The organism is Allopontixanthobacter sediminis (assembly GCF_009828115.1).
Classification (GTDB): Bacteria; Pseudomonadota; Alphaproteobacteria; order Sphingomonadales; family Sphingomonadaceae; genus Allopontixanthobacter; species Allopontixanthobacter sediminis.
In genome coordinates this window covers 406,991-419,507 of record NZ_WTYL01000001.1, presented here as the reverse complement: position 1 = coordinate 419,507, position 12,517 = coordinate 406,991, and the positions used below count along the sequence as shown (strand labels likewise).

Here is a 12,517-nt window from a genome sequence, read left to right as displayed (position 1 = left end):
CGGGCTGTCAGCGGCGAGCCGCCGAGCGCCGGCTCAGGCGTGATTGCCAGCCAGGAACGCGACCAGTGCCTTGACCTTTTTCTGCCGCCACTGGGGCAGAGGCGCGACCAGCCAATAGGCGCGTCGGCCCTCGTCCGGTCCTTCGAGCGCGGTCAGCCGGCCCTGACCGAGCGCTTCCTCCACCAGCAGGTAGGGCAGGATAGCCTTGCCCATGCCGGCCATCGCGGAACTGAGCGCCTGCCCGGCGTTACCAGCCAGGATAACCGCCTCCGCACCACCGGGGAGCGGGGCACCGGGCCAGTCGATCCAGTCATCCGGCGCATCGGGCGCCGCCACCACCACGCGCCGCGCCGGGGCCAGTTCGACGCCCTCCAGATCACCCGGGCCGTCGACCAGCCGCACCGCGAAATCGAGGTTGGTCTCGGTGAATTCGGCATTCTCGTCCGCCACCAGCTGGAACCGGACGCCGGGATTGTCCCTGCGGAACGCCGCCAGCCGTGGGGCCAGCCACTGGGCATAGAATTCGCGCGGACAAGCAATCGCGTACCGGTCACTCGCCTGCCCGGCCTGCATCGCCTGGACGCTTTCCTCGAAGCGCATGAAACCTTCCCGCAGCGAATCGAGCCCGGCGCTCCCTTCATCGGTCAGTTCGAGCCCCTTGCTGGTCCGGCGGAACAGGACCGTGCCAAGGTGGTCCTCAAGCGCGCGTATCTGCTGGCCGACGGCAGCCGGGGTCACCGCCAACTCGTCCGCTGCGCGGGTGAAGGACAGGTGCCGGGCGGCGGCATCGAACACGCGCAGGGCGTTCAGGGGCAGGTGAGTCCGCTTCATACGGGCCGCATCTAGGCCTACCGGCCCCCTGCCGCAACTGCGGGATTGACCCCTTGCCCCTCCTGCGCCGCCAGGCCTCCCCGACGCGCCGATGCCTCGTCGTATCGTAAAATTCGCACATTCCAGCGCGAATACTGCCGAACCGAAGAAATTGTCGAAAATGCACAATCCGAAATGATCGAACCGTGCTTAAACTAAAGAAAATCGAGTCGCAATACCTTATGATTAATAAACAATAAACCATAATGGAGTTGACGATGACCCAGCATGAACATCATGGAATGAAAACACTCTCGGGATTGTATAAATACTGTAGTAATCGCGAAGGTGCGCCAAGTCGCGAGGACCGTTTCGGAAGAATGTTCCCGAATATTGCCCCCGCCTATGTCCGGCCGGAAGTCCTGCAAACCGTTGGTGCACCAGGCGGGCCGATGGACACCGGCACCCAGAAAAAACGCACCAAGGGCGTGCCGGTCGGAATGATATTCTTCGGCCAGTTCGTCGATCATGACGTGACGCTCGATGCCACGACCAGTTTCAGCCAGGTGGTTGCGGACACCGGGGACATCGCCAATGTGCGCACTCCGACGCTCGACCTGGATTGCATCTACGGCCTCGGGCCGGAAGCCGAACCTTTCCTGTACACAAACGGCGGCACGTTCGGCGGCGCGAAACTTCTCACCGGCGCGGACAGTGGAGCCGGCGGCCTCGCGGACAGCGATCTTGCCCGCGCGGCCAACGGACGGGCGATCATCGGCGACCCGCGCAACGATGAGAACCGTATCATCAGCCAGATGCAACTGGCGATGATCCGTTTCCACAACCATGTGTGCGATACGCTGAATGCCGAGGACGCCAGCCTGACCGGAGCACATCTGTACGAGGAAGCCCGCCGGACCACGACATGGCATTACCAATGGGGCGTCGTGACCGATTTCCTAACCGCGATTTGCGGAGAGGCGGTCGTGGAGGAAATCCTCACCTGCGGCAGGCTCTATTACTGCGGCGGAATTCCCTACATTCCCGTCGAGTTTTCGGTCGCGGCTTACCGCTTCGGGCATTCGATGATTCCGCAGAAGATCCAGACCCAGACCGGCGGGCCCGATCATGACCTGTTCGGCACCGTGCTGGGGGGCGGCTTCAACCCGCTCAGCGATGCGGCGGCGGTAGTGGATTTCCACGAGCTGTTTTTCACCCCGGCCGGCCGCAGCGTCCAGAAGGCGGACCAGCTCGATACCAAGCTCGCGTCCATCCTGCTCGCCCTGCCCTTCATCGCGCCCGCCGATGTCAATTCGCTGGCGGTGCGCAACATGCTGCGCGGCAACACCTTCCGCCTGCCCGGCGGCGACAAGATTGCCGAGTTCATGGAACGCCCCGCTGCGGAACTCGACAAGGTCCGCGACAAGGTCGAGAGCATGGGCGTGTCGCGTTCCGGAGTGCCGCTGTGGCTTTACCTGCTGGCGGAAGCCGAACAAATCGGACGCGGCGAAGCGAATGGCAACCGTACCAAGGGCGAAGGCCTCGGCCCGGTCGGGGCGCGGATCGTGGCCGAAACGATCATCGGCCTGCTGGAGCTCGACGACCGCTCGTTCCTGGGGACAAACCGGAACTGGTCGCCGCGCGCGGACTGGGACACGATCGGAAAAATACTCACCGTCGCGCAGCCCTGATCGCGCCAAGCGGGCGGCTGCCAGGGGGGCGGCCGCCCGCAATCTGTCAGGCGGAAGCCGGCTCCGCCTTTTCGGCGGTCAGCCCGGCCAGTGCATCGCGAAGGTCACGCGCCAGGTCGGCATCGGTGAAGGCCCCGGCATCCGCATCGAAAACGGACCCGAAATTGGCCACGCCCAGGCTGCCCCGGATGTCCGACCCGAAATAGGGGGCCGAGGTCTTTGCCGCAGCGAGGACGCTGGCGGCGCCGCCCGGTCCGGGTGATGCGGACAGGGCCACCATCGGCTTGCCCGCATAGACCTTGCCTTCGATCCGCGATGCCCAGTCGAAGACGTTCTTGTACGCCGCAGTATAATGCCCGTTATGCTCGGCAAAGGAGATCAGGAGCGCATCGGCCTGGGCGATCTTTGCGCGGAACTGTTTCGCCAGTTCGGGAATTCCGTCCGCATGTTCGCGGTCCATCGAATAGATCGGCATCTCGTAATCGTCGATGTCGAGCGTTTCGATCTCGGCGTCGGGCATGATTTCGGACCGCAGGACATCCGCGGCGTGGTGGACCAGCATGCGGTTGATCGACTGGCTTGAATTGCTGGCGGCAAAGGCGAGAATTTTCATGGGCTGGGCTCCTGGAGACTGGTTCACGAACCGATATGGCATGCTGCATGAAATAGGTATAGAGCCCCGATTGCGCAACCAATGCGCGTTTTTACAGCAACGGGGCGTGTGCGATGCAGGATTGGAACGAGATCAGGACGGCGGCCACCGTTGCGCGGCTCGGCACCGTCAGCGCGGCGGCGGATGCGCTCAACGTCCACCGCGCCACCGTCACCCGGCACATCGACACGCTGGAAGGTGTTCTTGGCGCCAAGCTGTTCCAGCGCAACCGGCGGGGGTTCGTGCCGACCGACCTCGGGCTCCGGCTGCTGCAGGTCGCCGAGGCGTGCGAAGAACAGTTCGACCAGCTGTTCCTCCACGCGAAGAGCCAGGCGGAAGTCATCGAGGGCGACCTGGTGCTCACCTCGATCGCGCAGATGGCCGAGCACCTGTTTCCGGTCATCGCCGAATTCGGGCGGCGGCATCCTGCGGTCAAGACCCGCTTCCTTGCCAGCCAGGACCTGGCGAAACTGGAATACGGCGAAGCGCATATCGCGCTGCGGGTCGGCGCGAGGCCGCAGGACCCGGACAACGTGGTGCGCAGCGCCGGAACCATGCACGTCGGCCTCTACGCGCACCGGTCGTACGCCGCCGCTCACGGTCTGCCGGAGGGCGAAGCGGATTTGCCCGGACACCGTTTCGTCGGCAGCGATGCGGCCAATCCCCGCGCGCCGTTCCTCAAATGGATGGCGCAGCACATCGCGCCGCGGGATGTGGTGCTGGTCAGCAACGACATCCCCAGCCATACCGCGGCCGTCCTGGCAGGCGTCGGCATCGGGTTCCTGCCCGAATATCTCGCCGCCGATCATCCGGAACTGGTGGAGGTGCTGCCGCCCCGCGCCGATTGGGCGGTCCCGCTATGGCTGGTGACGCATGTCGACCTCAACCGCACCCCCAAGGTTCGCGCATTCCTCGACCTGATGGCCGATCCTGCAGCGGGCTGGCGGTTCGGCTGATCAGTCCGCCGTGGCGGGCGCGGCCAGCGGAAAATAGGGGATCGCGACTTCGAACGGGGTCCCGTCCGAACGGGTGAAGGTGAAATATCCCTCCATCGAACCCTGCGCCGTCGTCAGCGGGCATCCCGACACGTAGTCATGCGCCTGGCCGGGCTGGAGGACGGGAGTTTCCCCGACCACCCCCTCGCCGTCGACATGGCTGACCAGCCCCCGGCCGTCGGTGATCCGCCAGTGCCGCATCTTGAGCTGAACCTGGTCGTCGGAGCCGTTTTCCAGGCGGATATGGTAGACCCAGAACCACTTTCCGGCATCGGGCTGCGATTGTTCGGGCAAAAAGCTGACCGCCACCCGGACGGTGATATCTTGCGTGATCGCGGCGTGCTGGAATAACTCTTTCATGTCAGCCGTAAAGGTAACGCGGCTGGCGCGGCTTCACAAGGGAGCTTGGCCGATCCTAGGCTGCGACGCGGAGAAGATTTCGTCCGTCGCGCTTGGCGGAGTAAAGCGCCAGGTCCGCAGCCAGCATCAAGGCGCGGTCGTCCAGCCCGCGCGAATGGCCGGCGATCCCGATGCTGACCGTTACCTGGTCGAGACCGGCTTCCGGCCAGTCGAGATCGGCAATCTCGGCGCGGAGCCGCTCGGCCAGCGGGGTTGCCGTATCGGCGGTCATCCCGGGCAACACGAGGACGAACTCTTCACCCCCGACCCGCCCGACACGGTCGGAACTGCGCAAGCTGCGCGTGAATATCTGTCCGAGACGCGTCAGCACCTCGTCCCCCGCAGCGTGACCAAGCGTATCGTTGATGTTCTTGAAGTGGTCGACGTCGAGCACCGCAATCGCCAGCGGTTCGCCAAACGCCTCCGCCCGCGCGATCTCGCCGCGAAGATCCTCGAGGATTTTCCGCCGGTTCGCGAGACCGGTCAATTGGTCGGTTTCGGCCAGGATCGCCGCATTACGCGCTTCGACCTCGGCGGCCTTCCGGGCGAGTTCAAGCTGGCTCAGCGAATTGACCCGGTCGGTCACGTCCATGAACATGCCGACAACTGCGGCAGGTTGGCCGGTGACCGGATTGCGCTCCATTTCACCGCTGCTGCTGATGTGGCGGATCGAGCCGTCCTTGCGGACCAACCGCGCATCGAACTTGAACGGCACGCCGGTGTCAGCCGTTTCCTTCAGGCAGGCGAGCACCCGTTTGCGGTCATCGCGGTGATAGGCCTGGATGGCCGCCGGCACAGTTGGCTGGTAAGCGGAATCGTAGCCGTGAATGCGGTAGACTTCCGCCGACCAGACCAGCTTGTTGGTCCTGAGATCGACGCGCCAATGCCCGACATGGGCCGCGCGTTCGGCCATTTCCAGCATCCGGTTGCTATGCTCCAGATCAGCCAGATTGTTGGCGCGCTGTGCCAGTAGTGCCGCCAGCGGGAAGGATGACAGCAAGGCGACACCGAGGAAGAACTGGAAGAACAGGACGTTGATGTACCGGTCGCCCTCGAGCGCCGGGATCGGCCCGAGCCCGTTGGTTGTCGCGATTGAACCGATAACCGCAATCACGAACACGCTGGCCGCTGCGCCGGGCGGCCCGAACAGGTATGTGACCATGATGACCGCCGCCAACGGTACGAACAGCAGCGGATAAGTCGCCTGCGTGAACACCAGCATCGTCACCGTTCCAACGAGGCCGAGGGCAATCACCGAAGACAGGATCTCCGCACGGCTGACCGGGCGTCGCCGCCGGTTCATGTAATGGGCTGTGGTGACGATGATCGGGGTGACGATAAGCATCCCGAGGATGACCGTGGTGGCCCAGGAAACAAATACCCCGAACGACCAGCCGCCGACGAAGTACGTCGCGATCGCGGCGCTGGTGAGGCCGCCGGCGATTACCGACGCAGCGAACCGGATGATCCGGTGCGGTTCCCCGAAGGCGCCGAATTGCCGTGCTTCCTTGCCCAGCAAGCGGATCACCAGCACACTTTCGATCATGTTGGCGACCGTGAACCCGGCCGTGAGCAGGGGATCGGAATGCGCCATGTAATTGGCTGCTGCACTCGCCGCGGCGCACGCGAGAATTAAGCCCGGCCATCGGTCACGCCGGTTAAGCAGCAACACACCGAGCAAAAGCCCGCTCGGCGGCCACATCGTGGCCATTCCGTGGAGCCCCATCGAAGCGCTGAGCGAAAAATGCGCGAGCAGGAAATACGTCACGCCTGTGACCAAAGGACGGAGCAGTTCCGCCAATATTCCTCTGTCCCGTCCCATAATCCGCTTGCTTAGCGGAATCAGGGTTTACGCTTTGCTAAGGAGAGCAGGTTTTTGACCCGCATAGGGACCTGAAATTAACCATGCGGATCAGCGCATTGCGGCTTACATGCCGGCGGCGGTCAGGGCCCGGTCCATATCCTCGATCAGGTCGTCGATATCTTCCAGTCCGACGTTTATCCGCAGCATTCCTTCGGAAACGCCCATCTCGGCACGCGCTTCCTCGCCCATCGCGGCGTGGGTGGTGCTGGCAGGATGGCACATGAGGCTGCGCGAATCGCCGATATTGTTCGAAATATCAATCAGCTCCAGCGCATCCAGCAAGGCATGCGCCTGCGCCCGGCCGCCGTCCACGACCAGGCTGAAGATCGGGCCGCAGGCGTCCATCTGGCGCATCGCGAGTTCGTGGCGCGGATGACTGGCAAGACCGGGGTGGAGCATCACCGGCACGCGGCCTTCCATGAACTGGCCCAGCTTGAGCGCGTTCTCGCTCTGGCGGTGCGCGCGCAGGGACAAGGTTTCGAGCCCCTTAAGCACGACCCATGCGTTGAACGGCGCCAGATTGGGGCCGGTGTTGCGCTGGAACGGCAGCAGCTTCTCGTTGATGAAGTCCGAGGTTCCGCATACCGCGCCCGCCAGGACCCGGCCCTGTCCGTCCATCAGCTTGGTGGCGGAATAGGCAATGACATCGGCACCGAATTCAAGCGGCCTTTGCAACGCGGCCGAACAGAAAGCGTTGTCGACCACGCTGACGATCCCGTGCGACCGGGCGAGAGCGCAGACATGCGCGATGTCGACGATATCGAGCGTCGGATTGGCAGGCGTTTCGAAAAAGAACACCTTGGTGTTGGGGCGGATCGCCGCTTCCCAGGCCGCATCATCGGCGCTGTCGATTACAGTGGTTTCGATGCCGAAGCGCGGCAGCAGGTGGTCGACCAGCCAGCGGCACGATCCGAACGCCGCCCGGGCCGCGACACAGTGGTCGCCGGCCGACAATTGGCACAGCAACGCCGCAGTCATTGCCGCCATGCCGCTCGCCTGCGCGCGGCAGGCTTCGGCCCCTTCCATCAGAGCGATGCGTTCTTCCAGCATGGCCACGGTCGGGTTCTGCAAGCGCGAATAGGTCATGCCCGGATCATCGCCGGCAAAGCGCGCGGCGACGGTCGCGGCGTCATCGTAGGTGTAGCCCGACGTGAGGAACAACGCCTCGCTCGTTTCGCCGTGTTCGCTCCGCCAGGTGCCGCCGCGAATGGCCTGCGTCGCAGGTCGCCATGTGCGGGTGATTTCGCGGTTCATGCCGGTAGTTTTCTTCATGATGCGGGCTGCTTAGTCGGCGGTGATGGCGCGGGCAAGCGCCGCGTCGGCAATATCGCTGCAGCCGACCGCGTCGAGCATTTGCGCCCCCTCCACCAGGGTCAGGACGTGTTGAGCGGCCCCGGCCGGATCCGCCTCGCCAGCAGGCATGAAATCTTCCACCCAGCCGAGCAGCCTTCGCATGATCTCGCGGGCGCTGGTCCGATAGGTTTCGTTGCCGCGTGATGCTTCGGCCACGATCTGCCACCACAGCGCCAGATAGGGCGCGAATTGCGGCCCGCGGGTCGCTGCCGCAATCGAATAGAGACACTCGCCGCGGCTGTCGGCACGCCCGGTTGGCAGCGCCTCGTCCAGTGCTTCGGAATAGGCGTTCGCCAGATAGCCGAGAAGTTCCGCCATCAGCGCTTCCTTGTTACCGAAATGATAGATCAACATCCGGTCGCTGGTTCCCGCGGCCTTCGCCAGGGGCCGCAAGCTGGCATCCGACAACCCATGCTGCAGCACATGGGCGGCCATCGCGCGGAGCATCGCCTGCCGGTCGAGCGGAACGCGTCCCGAAACGTCGAGATTGTCAGATTGGTTCGTCATCAAAAGACTTGTAGCAAGCGCTACATTCGTGCACAAGTGTAGCGATTGCTACGTCCACCCGAATGAAGGGACCAGTGCCATGACCCCCACGGAGATACTTTTCATTGCCGGCATCGCCGCTGGTGCCGCCGTTTTTCTATACCTGACCTTGTCACGCGACTTGCGCGGATCGGCCACCGCCGCCGCATGGCTTGGCGGGGGCTTCTTCGGCTTCACCGCAGTGACAGCCTGGGCAGAAGGCCCGATCGGCTTCGTCGCCAATCACACCACCAACCTGTGGGGGGCGCAGGTCTGGTACGATCTGATCTTCGCGGTCTCGATCGCGCTGTTCCTGTTGATTCCGCGGGCGCGGGCAGTCGGAATGCGGACGTGGCCATGGATCATCGGGGCTGGACTTACCGCCTCGATCGCGCTGTTACCGATGCTCGCCCGGGTCCTGTGGCTCGAACGCCGCAAAGCCTCCGCCGGCGCAGCGGTAGTTCAGGGATCGGCCCTCTGATCCCGGTCCCGCCGCCAGCCGTTCGACTGCCGAACCAGCGGAGATTCGCATCGGCGGCAATATCCGCGAAATTGTCGGCCGTCGAACTTTACCCGGCTACGGTTGATCTTGTGCCCCGAAAATAAACAAGTTGGTGAAAACCCCATGGAAGTGCCCCCGCATATTAGCAGACCCCTTCCTCTCCCTATTTGCGGATTATTACATCAGTATGCCTTTGTGCAACTGCGAACATACTAACCGATGTGAAGCCACTTGTCGGGTTTAGCCTGCCTCCCTAGACCATGCGCAGATGAGTCAGCCCCCGCCCCACACATCGCCGCGTGATCCGCTAAGGCTGACCGTCCTGCTGAGCCTCGCTTTCGCGGTCCTGTGCTCTGTTCGCCTGACGATCCCGTCCGCACCGTATTTCGACGAAGTACACTACCTCCCCGCCGCCCGCGCCCTGCTCGACCAGTCGGAATGGCTGAACCGGGAACACCCGTTGCTGGGCAAGGAAATCATCGCCGCCGGGATTGCGCTGCTGGGCGATGGGCCGGTCGGCTGGCGCATATTTTCGGTGCTCGCCGGGACGGTTGCGCTGTTCGCCTTCAGCCGGGCGATGTGGTTCGCCAGTTGTTCGCGGTTTGCCTCGCTGGCCTTTGGCATCCTGCTGGCGAGCGGCTTTACCCTGTTCGTCCACTCGCGGATCGCCATGCTCGACATCTTCATGGTGTGCTTTTTCGCCATCGCACTGTGGCAACTCGCGGGCGCAATGCGAGAACCGGAGACGGGCCGGCGCAGACTGGCTGTCGCAGGCACCGCGCTGGGGTTGGCGATGGCGGCGAAATGGAACGCCGTACCGTTGGCGGTGATCCCCGGTGCCGGCTTCCTGGCGCTGCGCGCGTTTGCCGGGCGCAGGCGTTTGCTGATGAGCCGGCGCGGAATGCCGCTGCCGGGCATGACCCTGCTGGAGGCGGGGCTGTGGCTCGGGCTGCTGCCGCTGGCGGTTTACTGGCTGACTTTCCTGCCCGCGTATTTTTTCACCACCGGTGCGCTGCAGCCAGGCGGATTTATCGCGCTGCACCGGGAGATCATGGCGCTGCAATCGAGCGTGATCAAACCGCACCCGTACCAGAGCAACTGGCCCGACTGGGTGCTAAATTTGCGCGCGATCTGGTATCTTTACGAGCCGGTCGACGGGGCACAGCGCGGCATCCTGCTGATCGGCAACCCGTTTACGATGCTGCTTGGCCTGCCCGCGATGGCATGGTGCCTGTGGGCCGGGATCGCGCAAAAACGGTGGGATGCGCTGGCCGTGTTGGTCTTCTTTGCCGCCAGCATGCTGTTCTGGGTGGCGGTCAACAAACCGATCCAGTTCTACTACCATTATTTCCTGCCGAGCTGCTTCCTGCTGGCGGGACTGTCCCTGGCGCTCGACGCCCTGTGGCGGCGCGGCAACCGGTGGGCCGCGGGCGGAGTGGTGGCCGGAAGCGTTGCGATATTCGGGTGGTTTTATCCCATTCTCAGCGCCGCGCCGCTGGCAGGTCCGCAGAGTTTCAACCACTGGATGTGGCTGGATAGCTGGCGCTAGGGCGCGCTGTCAGCCAAAACGCCCCCACACGAACTTGCTCGACAACGCGTAATTCCACACCGAGCCCAGCAGGATTCCCGCCGCCACGGACAGCGCCCAGTGGAATCCGCTGGCCTGCAGGTACGTTGCCGCCGCGATATTCGCGAAAGCCCCGACGGCGCAGGTGGCGCAAAATCCCGCCCAGCCGCGCAGCAAGTTGAGCGGCCCGCGCAACTGGCGGTCCCGGTAGGTGAGGAAATTGTTGAGCCAGAAATTGAACGTCATCGCGGTCAGTGTCGCGGCTGTCTGAGCCACGGCGAAACCGCTGCCGAGCAGCTGGAACAGCAGCGCGACGACGGCGAAATGCACAACAACGCCGACCGCGCCGACAGTGCCGAACAGGGCGAACCGGACCGGGATGAACCGTCCGACGCTGCGTTCATACAGCCCGATCAGGAACTCGAACGCGATCGCGCGATCCAGTTTGCTGGTCCCGGCACGGCGCTCGGCCAGCTGCAGGGGAAACTCGCGGACCCTGAGCGGCGGCCTCGACGCGGCGAGAATGTCGAGCAACACCTTGAACCCGATGCCCGACAGCGCCGGTGCGAGCGAGCGCACTCGCGCCGCGCCGGTCAGGAAGAACCCGCTCATCGGGTCGGTCAGATCCACTCCGGTCAATCTGCGCGCCAATCGGTTGGCGAGGTTCGAACCCGCCTCGCGCCGCTCGCTGGACAGGCCCTGGGCGTTGCCGCCTTCGATGAAGCGAGAGGCCACGGCGATATCGCAGGCCCCGCCCCGAACCGCCTCCAGCATGGCGGGCAGCAGGGCCGGATCATGCTGGTGGTCCGCATCCATCACCGCCACATATGGCGCGGCGGTAGCGCACATTCCCTCGATCGCGGCGGAGGCCAGCCCGCGCCGTCCGATCCGCTGGATCACCCGCAGGCGCGGGTCGGCCAGCGCCAGCCGCCGGATTTCGTCAGCCGTGCCGTCGGCGCTGTTGTCATCGACGAAAATCGCCTCCCACCGGATGCCCGCCAGCGCCGCGTCGATCCGCTCGACCAACGGCGCGAGGTTGTCGCGCTCGTTGAGGGTCGGGAGGACCAGGGCAAGTTCGAGCGTGGTGCCCTCAGACTTCACAGCCGTTCCAGCACGGCGTCCCCGATCGCCGCAGTACCAAGATCGCCGCCAAGATCGGCGCCGCGGATGCCTTCCCCCAGCGCGCGGGCCACGGCGGCTTCGATACGCGCCGCATCATCCTCCCGGCCAAACGAATGGCGCAGCATCATCGCCGCGGACAGGATCGTCGCCAAGGGGTTGGCGATGCCCTGCCCGGCAATGTCGGGCGCGCTGCCGTGGATCGGTTCGTACAATCCGAAGGTGCCGAATTCGGTTGTGCGTTCGCCCATCGAGGCGCTCGCCAGCAGGCCGATGGAACCGACGCACATGCTCGCCTGGTCGGACAGGATATCGCCGAACAAATTGCCCGTCACCACGACATCGAACTGCCCCGGCGCCCTGACCATCTGCATCGCCGCGTTGTCGACGTACAAATGATCGAGCGCGACGTCCGGATAATCCGCCGACACTTCTGTCACCACGTCACGCCACAGCTGGCTGGTTTCCAGCACATTGGCCTTGTCGACGCTGGTCAGGCGGCCTTTTCGGCCCTGCGCCGCGCGGAAGGCGGTATGCGCGATCCGGCGGACCTCGCTTTCGGCATAGGACATCATATCCCACCCTTCACGCTCGCCGTTGTCGGTGGTGCGCATGCCCTTCTCGCCGAAATACACGTCGCCGTTGAGTTCCCGCACGATCAGCAAATCGATCTGGCTGGCGATTTCCGGCCTCAGCGCGGACATATCCTCCAGTCCGGCAAAGGTTTTCGCGGGCCGAAGGTTGGCGAACAGGCCGAGCTCCGCACGCAGGCCCAGCACTGCCTGTTCGGGCCGCAGGTGCCGCACCAGCCCGTCGCACGCCGGATCCCCGACCGCACCGAACAGGATCGCATCGCAGGCCCGCGCCATGCCAAGCGTTTCCGGCGGTAACGGATGACCGTGCCGCCGCCACGCTGCCGCGCCGACATCGCCTTCGAACAGCGTCAGGCCGGGCAAACCGAGCGCTTCGAGCACCCGCACGGCCTGAGCGATGACTTCCACGCCGATCCCGTCACCGGGGAAAATTGCCACTTTCATGCG

The 12,517-nt window shown here is 64.4% G+C and carries 12 protein-coding genes; 4 read left to right on the top strand and 8 right to left on the bottom strand.

Features of this window, described 5'->3' with window-relative positions:
• Positions 1-33: 33 nt before the first annotated feature.
• A complete protein-coding gene (locus tag GRI65_RS02210) occupies positions 34-831 on the bottom strand; it encodes a LysR family transcriptional regulator (RefSeq protein ID WP_160754891.1) in 798 nt (265 codons plus the stop codon).
• A gap of 359 nt (positions 832-1,190) precedes the next feature.
• On the opposite strand from GRI65_RS02210, the gene GRI65_RS02205 reads away from it, so the two are divergent.
• Complete coding sequence (locus GRI65_RS02205; protein ID WP_232843890.1) at positions 1,191-2,501, top strand: peroxidase family protein; 1,311 nt, start codon at positions 1,191-1,193, stop codon at positions 2,499-2,501.
• A 46-nt stretch (positions 2,502-2,547) separates the two neighbouring features.
• On the opposite strand, the gene GRI65_RS02200 is transcribed toward GRI65_RS02205, so the two are convergent.
• On the bottom strand, positions 2,548-3,114 hold the full coding sequence (locus GRI65_RS02200; protein ID WP_160754890.1) for an NADPH-dependent FMN reductase: 567 nt from the start codon (positions 3,112-3,114) through the stop codon (positions 2,548-2,550).
• 113 nt (positions 3,115-3,227) lie between these two features.
• Here GRI65_RS02200 and GRI65_RS02195 point away from each other — a divergent pair, with 113 nt between their 5' ends.
• Entirely contained in the window at positions 3,228-4,109 is an 882-nt protein-coding gene (locus GRI65_RS02195; RefSeq protein ID WP_160754889.1) for a LysR family transcriptional regulator, read from the top strand.
• Here GRI65_RS02195 and apaG read toward each other — a convergent pair whose 3' ends face one another.
• From apaG to GRI65_RS02175, 4 genes are all read right to left on the bottom strand, one after another.
• On the bottom strand, positions 4,110-4,508 hold the full coding sequence (gene apaG / locus GRI65_RS02190; protein ID WP_160754888.1) for a Co2+/Mg2+ efflux protein ApaG: 399 nt from the start codon (positions 4,506-4,508) through the stop codon (positions 4,110-4,112).
• Between the two features lie 55 nt (positions 4,509-4,563).
• Complete coding sequence (locus GRI65_RS02185; RefSeq protein ID WP_160754887.1) at positions 4,564-6,369, bottom strand: sensor domain-containing diguanylate cyclase; 1,806 nt, start codon at positions 6,367-6,369, stop codon at positions 4,564-4,566.
• A 105-nt stretch (positions 6,370-6,474) separates the two neighbouring features.
• Positions 6,475-7,683 (bottom strand): trans-sulfuration enzyme family protein, encoded by a 1,209-nt coding sequence (locus GRI65_RS02180; protein ID WP_160754886.1) that lies wholly within the window; start codon positions 7,681-7,683, stop codon positions 6,475-6,477.
• A 12-nt stretch (positions 7,684-7,695) separates the two neighbouring features.
• A complete protein-coding gene (locus GRI65_RS02175) occupies positions 7,696-8,271 on the bottom strand; it encodes a TetR/AcrR family transcriptional regulator (RefSeq protein ID WP_160754885.1) in 576 nt (191 codons plus the stop codon).
• A gap of 79 nt (positions 8,272-8,350) precedes the next feature.
• Between GRI65_RS02175 and GRI65_RS02170 the strand changes: the two genes are divergently transcribed.
• Positions 8,351-8,770, top strand: a complete 420-nt coding sequence (locus GRI65_RS02170) for a hypothetical protein (RefSeq protein WP_160754884.1) — start codon at positions 8,351-8,353, stop codon at positions 8,768-8,770.
• 289 nt (positions 8,771-9,059) lie between these two features.
• The gene (locus tag GRI65_RS02165) at positions 9,060-10,340 is read left to right on the top strand and encodes a glycosyltransferase family 39 protein (protein WP_160754883.1); all 1,281 of its coding nucleotides are present in this window, start codon (positions 9,060-9,062) and stop codon (positions 10,338-10,340) included.
• Between the two features lie 9 nt (positions 10,341-10,349).
• Here GRI65_RS02165 and GRI65_RS02160 read toward each other — a convergent pair whose 3' ends face one another.
• Complete coding sequence (locus GRI65_RS02160) at positions 10,350-11,459, bottom strand: glycosyltransferase family 2 protein (protein ID WP_160754882.1); 1,110 nt, start codon at positions 11,457-11,459, stop codon at positions 10,350-10,352.
• Complete coding sequence (gene leuB, locus GRI65_RS02155) at positions 11,456-12,514, bottom strand: 3-isopropylmalate dehydrogenase (protein WP_160754881.1); 1,059 nt, start codon at positions 12,512-12,514, stop codon at positions 11,456-11,458. The genes GRI65_RS02160 and leuB overlap by 4 nt, the downstream gene beginning before the upstream one ends.
• Between the last annotated feature and the right edge of the window lie 3 nt (positions 12,515-12,517).

What these genes read in the sequence shown, in the direction of transcription:
- GRI65_RS02210 (WP_160754891.1), bottom strand. Translation starts at nt 831, where the DNA reads ATGAAGCGGACTCACCTGCCCCTGAACGCCCTGCGCGTGTTCGATGCC.
- GRI65_RS02205 (WP_232843890.1), top strand. Translation starts at nt 1,191, where the DNA reads ATGTTCCCGAATATTGCCCCCGCCTATGTCCGGCCGGAAGTCCTGCAA.
- GRI65_RS02200 (WP_160754890.1), bottom strand. Translation starts at nt 3,114, where the DNA reads ATGAAAATTCTCGCCTTTGCCGCCAGCAATTCAAGCCAGTCGATCAAC.
- GRI65_RS02195 (WP_160754889.1), top strand. Translation starts at nt 3,228, where the DNA reads ATGCAGGATTGGAACGAGATCAGGACGGCGGCCACCGTTGCGCGGCTC.
- apaG (WP_160754888.1), bottom strand. Translation starts at nt 4,508, where the DNA reads ATGAAAGAGTTATTCCAGCACGCCGCGATCACGCAAGATATCACCGTC.
- GRI65_RS02185 (WP_160754887.1), bottom strand. Translation starts at nt 6,369, where the DNA reads ATGGGACGGGACAGAGGAATATTGGCGGAACTGCTCCGTCCTTTGGTC.
- GRI65_RS02180 (WP_160754886.1), bottom strand. Translation starts at nt 7,683, where the DNA reads ATGAAGAAAACTACCGGCATGAACCGCGAAATCACCCGCACATGGCGA.
- GRI65_RS02175 (WP_160754885.1), bottom strand. Translation starts at nt 8,271, where the DNA reads ATGACGAACCAATCTGACAATCTCGACGTTTCGGGACGCGTTCCGCTC.
- GRI65_RS02170 (WP_160754884.1), top strand. Translation starts at nt 8,351, where the DNA reads ATGACCCCCACGGAGATACTTTTCATTGCCGGCATCGCCGCTGGTGCC.
- GRI65_RS02165 (WP_160754883.1), top strand. Translation starts at nt 9,060, where the DNA reads ATGAGTCAGCCCCCGCCCCACACATCGCCGCGTGATCCGCTAAGGCTG.
- leuB (WP_160754881.1), bottom strand. Translation starts at nt 12,514, where the DNA reads ATGAAAGTGGCAATTTTCCCCGGTGACGGGATCGGCGTGGAAGTCATC.